18 protein-coding genes are annotated in these 15,855 nt (G+C 36.7%); 14 read left to right on the top strand and 4 right to left on the bottom strand.

What is annotated here, in order from left to right:
* Positions 1–7: 7 nt before the first annotated feature.
* From DRF59_RS19275 to DRF59_RS19250, 6 genes are all read left to right on the top strand, one after another.
* Entirely contained in the window at positions 8–361 is a 354-nt protein-coding gene (locus DRF59_RS19275) for a hypothetical protein (protein WP_123873716.1), read from the top strand.
* Between the two features lie 93 nt (positions 362–454).
* Entirely contained in the window at positions 455–1,234 is a 780-nt protein-coding gene (locus tag DRF59_RS19270) for a hypothetical protein (protein WP_115963998.1), read from the top strand.
* A 122-nt stretch (positions 1,235–1,356) separates the two neighbouring features.
* Positions 1,357–2,031 (top strand): hypothetical protein, encoded by a 675-nt coding sequence (locus DRF59_RS19265; RefSeq protein ID WP_123873715.1) that lies wholly within the window; start codon positions 1,357–1,359, stop codon positions 2,029–2,031.
* The gene (locus tag DRF59_RS19260) at positions 2,031–2,591 is read left to right on the top strand and encodes a LemA family protein (protein WP_115963994.1); all 561 of its coding nucleotides are present in this window, start codon (positions 2,031–2,033) and stop codon (positions 2,589–2,591) included. The genes DRF59_RS19265 and DRF59_RS19260 overlap by 1 nt, the downstream gene beginning before the upstream one ends.
* Complete coding sequence (locus DRF59_RS19255) at positions 2,575–2,952, top strand: hypothetical protein (protein WP_115963992.1); 378 nt, start codon at positions 2,575–2,577, stop codon at positions 2,950–2,952. The genes DRF59_RS19260 and DRF59_RS19255 overlap by 17 nt, the downstream gene beginning before the upstream one ends.
* 100 nt (positions 2,953–3,052) lie before the next feature.
* Positions 3,053–3,772, top strand: a complete 720-nt coding sequence (locus DRF59_RS19250) for a hypothetical protein (protein WP_123873714.1) — start codon at positions 3,053–3,055, stop codon at positions 3,770–3,772.
* A 77-nt stretch (positions 3,773–3,849) separates the two neighbouring features.
* Here DRF59_RS19250 and DRF59_RS19245 read toward each other — a convergent pair whose 3' ends face one another.
* From DRF59_RS19245 to DRF59_RS19235, 3 genes are all read right to left on the bottom strand, one after another.
* Positions 3,850–5,640 carry an endonuclease gene (locus tag DRF59_RS19245; protein ID WP_115963988.1) on the bottom strand — a complete coding sequence of 597 codons (1,791 nt, stop codon included), beginning with the start codon at positions 5,638–5,640 and terminating at the stop codon, positions 3,850–3,852.
* Positions 5,641–5,881: 241 nt separating this feature from the next.
* Complete coding sequence (locus tag DRF59_RS19240) at positions 5,882–6,409, bottom strand: DUF4136 domain-containing protein (protein ID WP_115963986.1); 528 nt, start codon at positions 6,407–6,409, stop codon at positions 5,882–5,884.
* Between the two features lies 1 nt (position 6,410).
* Positions 6,411–6,593, bottom strand: a complete 183-nt coding sequence (locus DRF59_RS19235; protein WP_047492275.1) for a DUF5522 domain-containing protein — start codon at positions 6,591–6,593, stop codon at positions 6,411–6,413.
* A 39-nt stretch (positions 6,594–6,632) separates the two neighbouring features.
* On the opposite strand from DRF59_RS19235, the gene DRF59_RS19230 reads away from it, so the two are divergent.
* Positions 6,633–6,962 carry a hypothetical protein gene (locus DRF59_RS19230; RefSeq protein ID WP_115963984.1) on the top strand — a complete coding sequence of 110 codons (330 nt, stop codon included), beginning with the start codon at positions 6,633–6,635 and terminating at the stop codon, positions 6,960–6,962.
* A gap of 6 nt (positions 6,963–6,968) precedes the next feature.
* Here DRF59_RS19230 and DRF59_RS19225 read toward each other — a convergent pair whose 3' ends face one another.
* Positions 6,969–7,580 carry a hypothetical protein gene (locus tag DRF59_RS19225; RefSeq protein ID WP_123873713.1) on the bottom strand — a complete coding sequence of 204 codons (612 nt, stop codon included), beginning with the start codon at positions 7,578–7,580 and terminating at the stop codon, positions 6,969–6,971.
* Positions 7,581–7,729: 149 nt separating this feature from the next.
* Here DRF59_RS19225 and DRF59_RS19220 point away from each other — a divergent pair, with 149 nt between their 5' ends.
* The 7 genes from DRF59_RS19220 to DRF59_RS19190 all read left to right on the top strand — a co-directional run bounded on the left by DRF59_RS19220 (position 7,730) and on the right by DRF59_RS19190 (position 15,583).
* On the top strand, positions 7,730–8,638 hold the full coding sequence (locus DRF59_RS19220; protein WP_115963980.1) for a 1-aminocyclopropane-1-carboxylate deaminase/D-cysteine desulfhydrase: 909 nt from the start codon (positions 7,730–7,732) through the stop codon (positions 8,636–8,638).
* Positions 8,639–8,653: 15 nt separating this feature from the next.
* Complete coding sequence (locus DRF59_RS19215; protein WP_115963978.1) at positions 8,654–9,712, top strand: glucosaminidase domain-containing protein; 1,059 nt, start codon at positions 8,654–8,656, stop codon at positions 9,710–9,712.
* 73 nt (positions 9,713–9,785) lie between these two features.
* Positions 9,786–11,075 carry a glutamate-1-semialdehyde 2,1-aminomutase gene (gene hemL, locus DRF59_RS19210; protein ID WP_115963976.1) on the top strand — a complete coding sequence of 430 codons (1,290 nt, stop codon included), beginning with the start codon at positions 9,786–9,788 and terminating at the stop codon, positions 11,073–11,075.
* Positions 11,076–11,262: 187 nt separating this feature from the next.
* A complete protein-coding gene (locus DRF59_RS19205; protein ID WP_115963974.1) occupies positions 11,263–12,597 on the top strand; it encodes an amidohydrolase in 1,335 nt (444 codons plus the stop codon).
* A gap of 13 nt (positions 12,598–12,610) precedes the next feature.
* Positions 12,611–13,279, top strand: a complete 669-nt coding sequence (locus tag DRF59_RS19200; RefSeq protein WP_241505639.1) for an ankyrin repeat domain-containing protein — start codon at positions 12,611–12,613, stop codon at positions 13,277–13,279.
* Positions 13,280–13,418: 139 nt separating this feature from the next.
* Complete coding sequence (locus DRF59_RS19195; protein WP_115963972.1) at positions 13,419–14,264, top strand: helix-turn-helix domain-containing protein; 846 nt, start codon at positions 13,419–13,421, stop codon at positions 14,262–14,264.
* 80 nt (positions 14,265–14,344) lie between these two features.
* On the top strand, positions 14,345–15,583 hold the full coding sequence (locus DRF59_RS19190) for an amidohydrolase (RefSeq protein ID WP_115963970.1): 1,239 nt from the start codon (positions 14,345–14,347) through the stop codon (positions 15,581–15,583).
* Positions 15,584–15,855: the final 272 nt, after the last annotated feature.

Below are 15,855 nucleotides of genomic sequence, written 5' to 3'. Positions count from 1 at the left end.
AATTAAGATGAAACAAATATTAGTTATTTTAGGTTGTTTTTTAGCAATGAGCTGCAATTCACAAAAACAGGAAGATCCGAAACTTATTGGGAAATGGAACGGATCATTAAAAGATTCAGAAACAGGAGGTTCTGTTGAAAAAATTATTCTGGAATTTACAAAAGATGGAAAATTCATTCAGTATCTGGGAGAAGGTAAAATGCAGAATACCATAGAATCTACCTATGAAATTCAAGATGATAAAATAATCACTGTGGAAAATGAAACCAAAGAAAAGGCTGAAGGAAGTTACAGTGTGAAGAATGATACATTAACGATTACGTATGAAGGAGTAGAAAATAAATATGTGAAGCTTAAATAAAAGCTTGGTCTCCTTATTTTTCAGATCTCCACAGAAAGTAACGGAGAAGCTTTGGGAGCTCACTTAATTATTTTAGTAATAAACTTATTCAAAATGACCAGATTTACAGAACCTTATTATATTGTAGATTTTAATTCATCGGTATGTAACTTTGATATTTTTATCAATGATTTACCTGCTTTTACCCATCACGTAGGAGGGGGAATATCATCACATACTCCGATTAACCATTTTATCCTGGAATCGGGAATACAAAATATTAAATTAAACATATTACCATTAAAAGGAGAAACGTCTTTAAGATCTGATGGATTTTTCAAGATAAAAATATTCAGCTATGACTCCTCTACAGGGCAATATGACAATATAAATGAGGTCTTTAGATATGAACAGGATTTTTCACAAAGTGATGTACCTGTTAAAAATGTGATTAATGAATTTAAAGCAGAAATAAATTATAAAATTCCAGGCTGGCAGATTTCTGAATCACTTGACCCTGAATCTGTAAATAAAAATGAAATTGTAAGTTATTTTAAGTTGATTTACGAGATGTTTAAGGAGAAAAATATAGATGGTATTTATCATGAAATGAAAGATAAATTCGGAGAAATTGATACATCCTTATACCTTGGCGATGTAGATAATAAGGTTGAATTATCTACATTGTTTGAAGAGCTTGATGGCGGAAAGTATATATTGGAAGAATTTCCTGCTTCTACAGAACTGATGTTTTTTGCAGATAACAAAGTTTATACGATAGTCAGAACAGGAGGAAATCCGATAATCCGATACTACAACAAACAAACAAATGAAGAATTTCTATTTCCTGTCTTAATTCATAAAAAGAATGAAAGCTACAGGATTATCAGATAATTTCGGACAGTAACATGGAGGATAACAGGAAAAAATCATACATCAGTTACCTGATTGGGGGAACAGTACTGGTCTGTTTTCTTTATTTCATACTGTGGTTGATTTTCAAAGAAAAAATGCCAATGCATACCTATATTTCTGATTTTTATACAAATTATGATAAGTATATGCAGCGGATATTGATCCTAATTCCTTTGTTTATTTTTGTTTTCATTTTTCTTTCTTTGCTGAAGCCGAATTCTGCAAAACGTTTCTTAAGATTACAGGCTTCACTTCCAACTTCAAAAATTTATTCAGTAGCTAAAGGATTGGCAGAGGTTGAAGGAGAACTAATTATGAAAAATCCTTTATTCTCACCGGTTGCAAACGAAGCTTGTATCGGTTATTATTATACCATTGAAAATATAGACAGAGATTCAGACGGTAAAGAAACTTACCGTACAATTCACAGGGAGACACGATGTAATTTTTTTGAAATAAAAGATGATACCGGAATTATAGAAGTGGAACCGGAGGGAATTGAGCTGGTGCTATTGGGGGAAACCAATATCAATCAGGATGGCAGCAAAAGATATAAGGAAACCTTGCTTAAAAATGGTCAGAAAATGCTGTTGGTAGGCTATGCTGATTCTAAAGACGGAGTTCCTTTTATCAGAAAAGACGAATATTATAAAGTTCTGGGAATTACTTCATCATCAGGAATCACAGTTTGGAACAAATATCAGCCATTGCTGAGATCCTTTATGTTTACCTGTTCCATCATCCTTTTAATAATTATTTATATACTTACACAATAATGAATCAGACGGTCGCTATCATATTACTTATCCTGCTTGGAGTAGCCATAATCAGTTTCCTGATCAATCTGTATAACAAATTAGTCATGCTCAGATTTAATGTTGAAAAAGCTTACGGAAATATTGATGTAGTGCTGAAACAGCGTGCAGACGAAATTCCTAATTTAGTAACTGTTGCCAAGCATTTTATGAATTATGAAGAAAAAGTTCTTGCCCGCCTTACAGAGCTCAGGACTTTTTATAATAACAGTACGGATGCAAATCAGAGAACAACTTTGGCCAACGAAACTTCAAAGGCTTTGTCTTCATTTTTTGCCGTTTCAGAAAATTATCCTGAGCTGAAATCTAATAATAATTTTGTTGAATTGCAGAAGAGAATTTCTGAATTAGAGAACAGGATTGCTGACAGGAGAGAATTTTTTAATGACAGTGTAAACCTTTATAATATCGGAATTCATGAATTTCCGAATGTTATATTGGCAAAAATACTTGGATATAAAGATAAAACATTACTGGAGATAACGGATTCTGAAAAACAATATCATGGCGTTCAGTTTTAATACTTTTTTCGGATTGGAAGATAGAATAGCAGATTATCCCGAAATTACCCTATTCGGTGCAATGTTTCTGCCTCTGTTATTATTTATTCCCGTTGCGCTGATAGGCTGGATATTCAGAAAACTTTCATTCAATATGTATATTATTCATGTATTGATGTATACTTTGCTTTTCACGTTTATAGCAGGAGCAATTACAATGTTGATACTTTTTTTTATTACCGATAAAACTGGCATAAAACTGGCCTATTGCTGGCTTACGGTTTTGGTTGGAATGTTCTTTTTTAGCCTGATTAATGCCAATACAATTACCAAAATGTTCACAGATTGGTCTAAAATAATTCAGGAAAAGAAAAATCAATAACAATATATAACAAATAAAACTCTTCATGATATCGTTATAATATATTAAAAGGACAACATTTCAATCATATGATATAATTAACGATCCAAACCACAGCAATATGAAGAATGTAAAATATCTACTAATACCGATCATCTGTATAGGATTGCCGTCGTGTAATCAGCAGGAGAAGAATGGTAATATATCTCAGGTCGAGATCAGTAATGATACCCAGACCAGCCCTTTTAATCTTGCCTCACTTACTGTGGGACAGAATATCAACGATATTTTAAAGGCAGCTGGAATAACCGCAAAAGATACTGTTCATAGTGATGAGGTTACCCTGATTGGAAATGAAAGACTGGCTTTTTCTTCAGAAAAATTATTACATTTTAACGGAATAAATTTAGCGGGGAAGCATTATAAAAACACCAATAAAGTTCTCCTGCATTATGGAAAAGTAGATCAGGAAATAGGTCCTCTTGCTCATGAAAAGGAAGATGAACTTGGGATGTATCAGCTTGATATTTATACTGAACCGGAGCAAAAAGCATTGTATGAGAGTTTAAGTGAAAACCTTAATACTCCTGTTTTTAATACCATACATGAAAGTTTTGAATCTGAAGTAAAAGATAATGAGATTATTCAGACTCCCAATAAGCTCAGACAGGAAGTAGCCATCTGGAAGGATAAAGATCTTATTTATTATTATTGTGAAACGAAGGTGGATCATAAACCGGATGAATCCCTCTGTCACCTTTTTGTTTTTAAAGCGAAAGAATGGAAAGACCTTCTGAAAGGATCGGGATATCCTGATCTTGACAGCATTTCCCTGGGCTGAACTGTACTGAAGGTTGTTTATAAATTAAAAATGGCGGATCTTAAAGAGGTCCGCCATTTTTATTGTGCATGCTTAGGTTATTTTACCAGGAACTGCATTGTGCTGTTATCAAGTTTTAGAATATAAATTCCCTGACCAAGATTTTGGGTCTTAATTGAATTCCCATTCTTAAAAGGCTGGTTAATTGTCTGAAGAGATTTTCCCTGAAGATTATAAATCTCAGCTTTTTTGATCTTCTGAAGATCATTACCTTTCACATAGATCTCCTGATTTGTAACCGGATTAGGGGATATTTTAATGTTTTGAACTGTGGCATCAGAAATTTGTCTGGCTGCAGATTCCGAGTAGCATGTCCATTTAAGATCATCAATAGCGACTCTGTTAGTTGTTGAATTATTAACTAAGCTTACCGTTACATTCCCTGAAATGTTGATATTGCTGATCGTTGTTGTAGCTGCAGTTGCTCCGTAAGGAATTGTTCCTACAGTTGTGCCGTTTACTTTTACAGTAAAAGTTCCGTTGCTGCCAGAGAATTTCAGCTGTGTAGTTACCGTTAAAGAGCCGATACCGTTGGCAGAACTTCCGGATGTTAAAGAACCGTTTCTTACTGTAATTGCTTTGTTGTTGATTGTCTGGTCGGTTCTGGCATCCGTAGCTGTCCAGGAAATGCCGCCATTGCTCCATGTTCTGGTTGAATACGAAGAGGAAGTACCGGTTGGGATGTTCTCAAAATTTTCATTCACACAATCCGTAGTTGGATTGGTAGTTCCTGCATTGGTAGTTCCAGAAATGGCAGAGCTGTTTGAAGAAGAATTTCCGGCAGCATCTTTGGCCACTACATAGAAGCTGTATGTAGTAGATGGAGTTAATCCTGTAATGGTTGCAGAAGTAGAAGAAACTGTTGTTTTAAGGCTTCCGTTCATGTAAACAGCATAAGAAGAAACTCCTACGTTATCTGTTGAAGCATTCCATGTAAGAGAAATACTGCTTGAAGTGGTTCCACTGATATTTAACCCTGTAGCAGCTGTTGGAGCCTGAGTATCATTACTTGGTTGCTGAGATCCCCAGATAAGACCTACATAGTTCGGGTTATCAATAAACGGGTTTCTGTTCCCCTGAAATGTGTAGGAAGCATTATTTCTGTTGATTTCTGCCTGAGAAACCGGATCCTGGTTATGCCATGCTAAAAGAACATCAAGTTCCCATGCCTGTAGTCCCGGAAAAGTAGAACTTCCCAACATATTTCCTGAAGAAAAGGAAGAGAGTTTACTTTCGTAACGGGTTACGAAATAGAAAATCATACGGGCTACATCTCCTTTAAACTCATCAATAGGCTCGAAAACGGTCCCCGAATATCCTGAAGAAGCAGAACTTCCAAGCTTGGATCCGTTTTTAGAAGTAAATGTAGCAGACCCTACTTTTCCAAAAGGATAATTACTTCTCATTCCATTTACTTTCCCATCTGTGGCTCTGATAAAGTGGATGTCAGAAACCATTGGTGAATTCTGGTTGAATAAGCTTTGTGGAACAATATGCTCTCTGTTATAGCAGTTTCCTTCAGTAGAATATGTACCACACTGGTTGGTTCCCGGAGTATAATTATAGGGATCAATACCTGCAGGTTTTTCTGAATAGATATCCAGAATAGATCCGTCGTTTTCGTAATTTTTATCGATATCGGTTGTTTTATAACCGGTCCATAGCCCACTGTAACCTTTATCCTGATGCCCGTTGGTGATAATTGTGCTTAATGCTGTTTTTAGCGGGGCACCACTCAGTCCGTTGGCAGAGTTATAGTATCCGGCAGGCGCTTGAGCATAAACATTCACAAGTCCTGCAAATACAGAAAATAAAAAGATTTTTTTCATATTACATAATTTTCAACAAGATTACTATAATTTTCTGAATAAAAAATTACATTATTATTAATTTTTTAATGTGCTGCATTCAGTTTAAAGAAATAGTATCTAAAAAGCTGATAATCATGTGAAATATTTAAAATTCTAATATTTTCCTTAACCTTGATTCTGCATATTCTTAAAAAAAATCTACTGAAAAGACATAAAAAAAGCCAGTACGTTTTGTACTGGCAATATAATAGAGACTATTTTATTTTCTTTGTGGAGGATAGTTTTTCATGATTTCAGCCATGATTTCAGGAATTTGTTTCTGCTTTGATCTTGGAGAATCTACAGAAATTCCACTTCCGATTCCTTGCCAGACCAGTTTGTTTGTTTTGGAATCAATGAGGTCAACAATTAATGCCCCTTCATTATAGTTGCTTGTCCAAGTTCTGTTCATTCCGACACCCCAACCGAAAGGACCACCCCAGCCCCACATTCCATAAGGTGAACTGGAAGTAACATCCGTTATTTTTTTGTGGTTGGCTTTTACATTCACAATCAGATCAGGATTTTCTCCCGATTGAAGCCCTTTGCTCTGAAGTTGTCTTGAAAGCTCATTCAATACCCTGTCTTTATCAATATCATTCAACTTTAAATCATCAATTCTTATTTTGTATGTTTTATAAGAATTGAAATTGGCTGTTTCAGCATAATCTGAACGTACCTGAAAAGGACTACATGAAGTAAGACCTAATGTAGCAGATGCCAACAAGATAAAAATATATTTTTTCATTTTATTTATTTTTTTTATCGTTTTTAATGAATGTATCTGTCTTTTTATCGTACCCGTAAGGACAGTGTCTGCAGCCGCTTTTACAGCAATGACCTCTTTTCAGATGGAATTTCTCTGTAAAAACCTTGTAACCCTGTTCATTATAGTAAAAGTCTTCACCTTCTTTGATGTCAAAATGGGCCATAAGTTAAACGTTAGTCAAAAACTTTTTATATTTGTTATTATGATAATTGTATGCCAAAAGCCATTAAAAAGACTAAAAATTAACGGCATTGCTCTCTTTCCCTTTATCTTCATTAGGAAACCCGAAGATAAGGAAAATAAAGTACTTATCAATCACGAAAAGATTCATTTAAGACAGCAGCTGGAAATGCTGGTCATTTTCTTTTATATTTTTTATGTTATTGAATACTATTACTGGTTTTTCCGGTTAAAGGACAGCTATATGGCCTACAAAAGAATATCATTTGAAAGAGAAGCCTATGCCAGGGAAAAGGATTTGGGATATCTCAAAAAAAGAAAATTGTGGAGTTTTTGGAAGTATTTGAAATAATTGGTCTTACTGCTGATTCTCCCATTCGCGGTCAAAATCTTTCTGACTTTTTTCCGGTTCAAAATATTTATCATGATTTCTTCTTATGTCATAAGAAATTGTTTTTTCAATCAATGTATTCAAATCGGGCATAATCCATTCCGGTGAACCTTTCTTTTCCTGGCCGTTGGTAAATATTTTAACTGCTTTTCCGTTATTCATTTCTACTTTCATCAACAGACAGGGGGAGACATAGCCTGAACACGTGTGTCCGGTATAGACCTCTTCAGCAATTGTTCCGTTGTTGAAAATTATTTTCAATTCAAGTTCATTTCTGGGCCGGGTAGACTTTACGCCATAACGGGTTGTACTTTGAATAGATTTAATGGTTTTTAAATACATAATAACATTTTGTCTGCTTTCTGGAATATACCCCGGATACATGGCGCTTTGGGTATGATTCTCTATTTCTTTTTCAACCTCAGCATTGAACATACTGATCATTTTATCATTGGGCTTATCGGGAATATCAAATTCAGAGCGGGAAAAGTATGGATCTCCGAAAAAAATATAGAACATCCCGGCCATAAATGTGATCAGAAAAAGTACTGATATGATGACTATAATTGTTTTTTTCATACCTGTCCTGTAGTTTAAGTTAATCAAGTTAATATTATTTAAAAGTAGCTCAAAAAAATGATAACTTATCATCCGGTCTGCTGAAAACCGGAGAAACTAAATCTTTTACTATTTTTGTAGTAATAAAATTGAACAGTCCGGCAGCCAAAATGTTATTACAACTTCCAACAGAGTCCATTCCCATTCAGGAAATTTTAATTGATAAAAGTCTTAAACTTTTCATTAAAAGAGAAGATCTTATCCATCCCCTGATTTCCGGAAATAAATACTGGAAACTGTTCTACAATATTAATAAATACCTGAAGCAAAATCCGGAAAACCCCTATATTGTTACTTTTGGAGGAGCTTTTTCAAATCATATCTCTGCCGTATCTGCCGTGGGAAATCTGGCAGGGATTGCAACATTGGGAATTATCAGAGGTGAAGAACTGCAAAATAAATGGAGGGATAATCCCACTTTACTTTTTGCTAAAAGGAATGGAATGAACCTGAAATTTGTCACCCGAGAAGAATACCGTCATAAAGAAAAACTGACTGAATTCCTTCAACAGGAGTTTCCTGAGGCGCTCATTGTTCCGGAAGGAGGAACCAATGAAGAGGCTGTAGCCGGCGTAAAAATGATGCTGAATGAGCAAACCAAAGATTTTGACTATCTTTGCACCGCAGTCGGGACCGGAGGAACAATTGCCGGAATTTCAAAATTTTGTGAAGAAAATCAGAAAGTTATAGGATGTAAGGTTGTTGATGATGCTTCGCTGGAGAATAAAATATTTGAATTAACTTTGAAACATAATTTTAATCTAATAGATTCAAGTTTTGGAGGTTATGGGAAAATAAATGACGAAAATGTTCGTTTTATCAATGATTTCAAAGAAAAATATAATATTCCTTTAGAACCAATTTATACAGGAAAAATGATGCAGAAGATTTTTGAACTGATTGAAGAGGATTATTTTCCGGAAAACAGCAGTATTTTATGCTTTCATACTGGCGGATTGCAGGGGATTGAGGGAGCTAATCTGCTTTTAGAAAAACAGAATAGAAATTTAATTATATAAGTAAAATTGAAAAACATGAAAAGACTTTTCCTATCAATAAGCCTTTTAGTTTTATCAAAATTTTCTGCTCAGAGCTGGGCAACCGAAGATCAGTATATTCAGAAGTTTGCTAAATATGCGGTAGAAGAAATGGAAAAATATAAGATTCCAGCTTCTATTACTCTTGCGCAGGGTCTGTTGGAAACCGGAGGAGGACAAAGCAGACTGGCACAGGAAGGAAAGAACCACTTCGGAATAAAATGTAAAGAAGACTGGACGGGTAAAACAATGAAGCATACGGATGATGCACCTAACGAATGTTTTCGTGTGTATGATGACCCGAGACAGTCTTACGAAGACCACTCTATATTTCTGTCAACCAGAAAATATTACGCCAATCTTTTCAGATTGGACATGAAAGATTACAGAGCCTGGGCTCATGGACTAAAAAAAGCCGGGTATGCCACCAATCCGCGTTATGCTTCAATCCTGATCTCAAAGATCGAAAAATACAGACTCTATGAATATGACAATACGAATTCCAATGAAGTATTGTATGCCGTTCTTAAAATGTATCCGGACCTGAAAGACGATCGTACCTTTATGGCTCAGCTGGAGCCGTCAAAAGCAGGTAAAAAAGCGAAAGAAACGGTGACTGTAGAAGTTCCGTATAAACAGACTTCTTATGCTCAGCAACAGAAAAGAGTAGAAAGAATCAAGACGAAAGCAGAAATTCTGAATTCTATTCTTATCAAGAGCCATCCCAATGATGGACTGAAATATGTTGTTATTCCTGAAGATACGAATGTAAAATTCATTGCCAATAAATTCAAAGTCAGCGAAAGCAAACTGATGAAGTGGAATGAGCTGAACAGTGATGTATTGAAGAAAAACGATATCATTTTCCTTGAATCGAAAAATTCCACCGGAAATACTGCTACTTATAAAGCAGCATCAGGTGAAGATATGCATGACATAGCCCAGAAGTTCGGGATCAAATTACATAAATTATATGCCAAGAACAGAATGGATGAAGGTCAGCAGCCTTCAGCCGGGCAGTTGATTTATTTAATTGATAAAAAACCAAGAAACTAATTTTGCAGATAGTTTAAGTTGGCAGCTAGCCCTATTAGCTGCCGGCAAACAGCTGTCAGTTACTAACTAATATATGAAATATCAACGAAGTTCGGCTTTATTTGATGAAGCCTACAAATACATTCCGGGAGGTGTTAATTCTCCTGTCCGGGCATTCAAATCAGTAGGAGGAGTTCCTGTTTTCATGAAATCAGCCAAAGGGGCTTACCTTACCGATGCTGATGATAATACTTATATTGACTATATCAATTCCTGGGGGCCGGCGATCTTGGGTCATACCCATCCCGAAGTATTGGAAGAGCTGAAAATACAGGCAGAGAAAGGGTTTTCTTTTGGTGCACCTACAGAACTGGAAACAGAAATTGCCCGGTTTATCATTGAAAATGTTCCGAATATTGACCAGATCAGAATGGTTTCTTCAGGAACAGAAGCCTGCATGAGTGCCATCAGACTGGCAAGAGGATATACCGGTAGAGATAAAATTGTAAAATTTGAAGGATGTTACCACGGACACTCAGATTCATTCCTGATCAAAGCAGGAAGTGGAGCGGCAACATTCGGAAATCCGAATTCACCGGGAGTAACACAGGGAACTGCAAAAGATACGCTGTTAGCCCGTTATAATGATTTTGAACAGGTTGAAGATCTGTTCCGTCATAACCAGGGAGAGATTGCAGCCGTAATTATAGAACCTGTTGCCGGGAATATGGGATGTGTTTTACCTGAGAATAACTTTCTGCAAAACCTGAGACAAATCTGTGATAAAAACGGAACTTTACTTATTTTTGATGAAGTAATGACCGGATTCAGACTAGCTTTCGGAGGAGCACAGGAACTTTTTAATGTAAAAGCAGATCTGGTAACCTATGGAAAAGTTATCGGAGGAGGACTTCCGGTAGGGGCTTTTGCAGGCAGAAATGAAATTATGGATCATCTGGCTCCCAAAGGAGGAGTTTACCAGGCGGGGACTTTAAGTGGAAATCCACTGGCCATGAGAGCCGGGTTAAAAACTCTTCAGCTTATTAAGGATGATGCAGAATTTTTTAACAGACTCAATAAGACCACTGAGACTTTAGATTTTGAAATCGGGAAAATCCTGAATGAAAAAGGAATTGCCCATAAGATCAACAGAAAGGGTTCTATGATGTCTGTATTCTTCCATACCAACAGGGTTTCCAATTTTGATGAAGCTCAGGAAGCCAATCATTCCCTGTTCAATAATTTTTTCCATCAGATGTTACAAAATGGAGTTTATCTGCCACCGAGTGGTTATGAGACCTACTTCATCAGTGATGCGATCAGGGATAGAGAAATTGATATGACACTGGAAGCAGTACGAAAGTTTGAATATTCTAATGATTAATATACCAGGACCGGATTTATCCGGTCTTTTTTATTACCCTATATCCCGGTTCTGATCAGGCAGTACCTGCGTAATTGCGTAAAATATGATTATTGGTAATCACAAAGCATAAATCATACAGATTTTGTGATAAACCATACACTTTGTTCATTGCTGTTCTTTTTAACTTTGTCATAAACAGATTGGAATGAAGACTTCAGAAAATAATATATCCCGTAAAGATTTTATCAGAAACTCGGCATTGGCTGCTGCCGGATTAACATTAATACCCCATATTATGACAGCATCTCCATTTTTTGACAAAAAGCTTAGTTCAGCAAAAGGGAAGCTGATCCTTAAAAATGTACGTTTGGAAACCGGTTTTGAATATCAGGACGGAGAGGTCATTTCTACTAAAACCGATCTGTTCTGTGTAGAAGCGGAGAACGGCAAGATTATAAAGATCGGACCTAATATACCTGATTCCAAAGCTACAGATGCCAGAGGACTATTGATGCTTCCTGCATTTAAAGATATGCATATCCACCTTGATAAAACTTTTTATGGAGATAAATGGCAGGCAGTAAGAAAAAGGACCGGCGGGGTGAAGGGAATGATCGCGCTTGAACAGAAAATGCTTCCTGAAATGCTGAAAAATTCAACGTTCAAAGCTGAAAAAATGATCGAGCTGCTTCAGTCGAAAGGAACTTCATTTGCCCGTAGCCATGTGAATATTGAGCCTACTTCAAAACTTCAGTCATTAAAAAATCTGCAGAAAGCACTAGAGAATAAGAAAAATAGCTTTGGGGCGGAACTGGTAGCTTTCCCGCAGCATGGAGTATTTTATACCGATTCCGTTCCTTATCTGAAAGAAGCTGCAAAAATGGATATTGATTTTATTGGCGGGGTAGATCCGTTTAACGTGGATGGTAATATTGAAAAGGTAATGGACTTTACCGTTCAGCTGGCCCTTGATCATCATAAAGGAATTGATATCCATTTGCACGAAACAGGAGACTCAGGCCTGAAAACAGTGGAATATCTGATCAGGAAAGTAAATGAAAATCCTTCTCTGAAAGGGAAAACTTATCTGAGCCATTGCTTTATATTAGCTAAACTGGATGAGGTGAAACAGGAAGAGATTGCAGAAAAATTAGCGGAAGCACAGATTGGTATTGTTTCTACCATACCTTTCGGGAGAATGGTAATGCCGATCCCGGTTTTATATAAGCATAATGTTACTGTATTAACAGGGAATGACAGTATTGTAGATCACTGGAACACTTTCGGGACCGGAAGTGTACTTCAGAAAGCCAATTTAATGGCCCAGTTGTATGGGTATTCAACTGAATTTTTACTGTCGAGAAGTTTAAAACTTGCCACCGGAAATATTCTTCCATTAGATGACCAGGGAAAGCAGCAATGGCCGAAAGTTGGAGATAAAGCCGATTTTGTATTATTAAAGGCGGGCTGTTCGGCAGAGGCCGTATCGAGAATCTCTGATGTAGAATCATTGGTGCATCAGGGAAATGTTGTCTTTTAAACCTGATGGTAATATGATGAAGGTTTTAATATTTCTTTTAGCATTCGGAAGTATGAGTGCCTATGAAGAGAAACGAAATGATTTTCCCAAAGAAGAGATGATACAACAGAAGACCATAACAGAACTTGTCAGAAAAAATGACCTTACCGCTGTAAAGGCGGCTTTGGATAATAGGGCAGAGGTTAATACCCGTGATAAAAAGGGGCGGTCTTTATTGCTGATTGCAACAATAGAAAAGCATACCGAAATGGCCAGATTATTGGTTTCTTACAAAGCTGACGTAAACCTTCAGGATGATCAGCAGGACAGTCCGTTTTTATATGCCGGAGCAAGTGGACAAACAGAACTGGTCAGATTATTTCTGGATAATGGCGCCCGCTTCGATGTGTTTAACAGATACAAAGGAACTGCTTTGATCCCGGCTTGTGAGCGTGGACATGTGGAAACTGTGAGAACCCTGGTGAAAGTTAATAACTTTCCGGTTAATCATGTGAACCGGTTAGGATGGACAGCCTTAATGGAAGCAGTGATTTTAGGAGATGGAACAAAGAAATATCAGGAAATTGTACAGATCCTCAAAGATAACGGAGCAGATATTAATATCCCTGATCATTCCGGAAAAACACCTTTGCAGCATGCTGAATCGTTAGGATTTACAGAAATTGCCCAGATCTTGAAATAAATCAATTGGCTAGTATAGTTTTTTAGATAAAATATATAATTGAGTTGATGTTAACCGCTAAAGATATAACCTATATTCTTTTGCGGTTATTTTATTTTCTCCCGTATTTTTTATTAATTTTAGGAGAAATTCAGTCCACGTGGGTTATCATACAGATCATTTTCCTATTCTAGGAATCCAGGAGTTCAGTGAAAATCAGCTTAAAGGCTGCAATCTGCTGTTTAATGAGCTTTCCGGGGCACGTTCTATAGATGATCCTCACAAACATGATTTTTTTATCATTAATCTTTTTGAACATGGAGCAGGAGTCCATACCATAGACTTTAATGAATATCAGATAAAAGATTATCAGATCCACCTTGTTTTTCCGGATCAGGTTCATCAGTGGATCATTGAAAAAGAAACAATAGGCTATCAGCTGATGATCAGCAGGGATTGGTTTGAGAGTTTCCTGCCTTCATTAAGGTTTTCTGCCTCTTATTACCAGAATCATCCGGTGATTAACCTTTCCAAAGAAATGTTTGATATTTTCCTTTATGAATTCCGGGCTATCCGTAAAGAACTGAATGGTGAAACTATTTTCTGGGAGCTGATCCAGAAAAGGAGTGAGCTGATCGGCCTGATGGTAAGCAAATCTGTAGAAGGGGTTTTCAAGGATTTTGAAAATTATAATTCAAATCCGATTATTTCAAGGTTTTTACATCTGATTGATGAACATTTTAAAACGGAAAGATCTGTTTCTTTTTATGCCGGTAAACTCAGTATTTCAGCCAATTACCTGAATATTGTCTGTAAGAAGAACCTTAATACCCCGGCGTCATCTCTTATTCAGAACCGTATCCTGCTTGAAGCCAAACGTCTTTTAAAAGTTTCTGAAATGTCTGTGAAAGACATTGTGTATGATCTTGGGTTTTATGATCATGCCAGCTTTTCCAAATTCTTTAAAGTACAGACCGGGATGACCCCATCTCAGTTCAAAGAATAATTTATACAACAGAAGACATAATTGATACACCGGTTTTGAAGAAGAGCCGATGTAATTTTGTATTGCTAAAATATTAAGACATGCAATTCCCATATCGATTAACTGCAAAAGGAAAATACTTACTGAAAAATGTCCGCCTGGAAACAGGATTTGAATACGAAAATGAAGAGGTTACCGGAACGAAAACAGATCTTTTCAGTATTGAAATTGAGGACGGAAAGATTAAAACGGTAAAACCTAATGAGCCGGCTGCTGATGCTATAGATGTAAAAGGATTTCTGATGCTCCCGGCGTTCAGGGACATGCATATTCATCTGGATAAAACTTTATATGGACTTCCCTGGCAGGCTCTTTCTCCGAAAAGAAGAACGGTAAAAGATATGATCGCCTACGAACAGAAAATCATTCCTGAGCTGCTAAAAACCTCTGTAGGAAGAGCCGGACAGCTGATCAGCCTGCTACAGCATTACGGAACTCATTTCGCAAGAACCCATTTCAATATTGATCCCACCTCAGGACTACAGTCCCTGGAGCATCTGGAACTGGCATTGGAACATAAAAAAGATTCTTTCAAAGCCGAATTGGTAGCCTTCCCGCAACATGGAGTATATTATACGGAGTCGGCTCCTTTGATGAAAGAGGCAGCACAATTGAAAAGTGTAGGTTACATCGGCGGACTCGATCCTTTTAGTATTGACGGAAGCATTGAGAAGGTTATGGATTTCACTGTACAGCTGGCTTTGGATCATCATAAAGGAATTGATATCCATCTTCACGAAGCAGGAGAGTCCGGAATAAAAACAATCAACTATCTTATTGATAAAGCGATTGAAAATCCGCAGCTTCAGGGCAAAATATTCGTTAGCCATGCTTTTGCACTCGCACATCTTTCTCCAAAAGAAACAGAAAAAGTTGCAGAAAGGCTTGCCGCAGGTAAAGTTGGAATTGCTTCTTCTGTCCCATTTAAGGGAGCGGTGATGCCCATTCCAACTTTGAAAAAATATGGGGTAAAGGTGTTGATCGGAAATGACAATGTGCAGGATTACTGGAGCACCTTCGGATCAGGGAATATGTTACAGAAAGCCAATCTCATTGCTGAGCTATATGGATACGCAACTGAATTTGCCCTGTCGAGAGCTTTACAGTTTGCCACCCAAAGTATTCTTCCGCTGGATGACCTGGGAAAACAGCAGTGGCCGAAAGCAGGAGATGAGGCTTCGATAGTTCTTACAAGTGCTTCATGTTCTGCAGAAGCGGTTTCCAGAATGTCTGAAATTGAAGCTCTGATGAACGACGGGAATCTGTTCTGGAGAAATTAAAATACTTATATATTTTTTATATACACTTGTTTTTTGTATTCAGCCATCGGTATTTCTGATGGCTGTTTTTTAGGTAATTCTAAAATAATATTTGTTAATAAATTCATTCCATGGAGAAATTATGATATTAGTTTAGGAAGCTCAAACAATTTATGGAAAAAACTACTGGTTTAAAGATTAATCATATTAATTTTGGTAAATAATTTTTTATGGAAAAGAGAATAATTATTATTCCGGAACGGGAATATGAGTGTTATTATTTAGGGGAGAGC

This window comes from Chryseobacterium flavum (assembly GCF_003385595.1).
GTDB lineage: Bacteria > Bacteroidota > Bacteroidia > Flavobacteriales > Weeksellaceae > Chryseobacterium > Chryseobacterium flavum.
The sequence above is the reverse complement of the archived record's forward strand: the minus strand, read 5'-3'. Positions and strand labels throughout refer to the sequence as shown.